The sequence below is a fragment of the Paenibacillus sp. MER 180 genome (assembly GCF_023713665.1).
Lineage (GTDB): Bacteria > Bacillota > Bacilli > Paenibacillales > Paenibacillaceae > Paenibacillus_B > Paenibacillus_B suaedae.
Genome location: NZ_JAMAVT010000128.1, coordinates 1 through 200, shown reverse-complemented (window position 1 = coordinate 200; position 200 = coordinate 1). Strand labels below are relative to the sequence as shown.

Here is a 200-nt window from a genome sequence, read left to right as displayed (position 1 = left end):
TGGTTGTCTGGGCAACTCCACATCCTGTCCCACTTACCATACATTTAGGGGCCTTAGCTGATGGTCTGGGCTGTTTCCCTCTTGACAATGGACCTTAGCACCCACTGTCTGACTCCCGGATATAAGTACATGGCATTCGGAGTTTGACTGAACTTGGTAACCCTTGGCGGGCCCCGCATCCAATCAGTGCTCTACCTCCA

Annotated in this window: 1 rRNA gene; it reads right to left on the bottom strand. The window is 52.5% G+C overall.

The features are described from left to right. A 23S ribosomal RNA gene (locus M3661_RS30170) occupies positions 1-200 on the bottom strand; the annotation flags it as partial.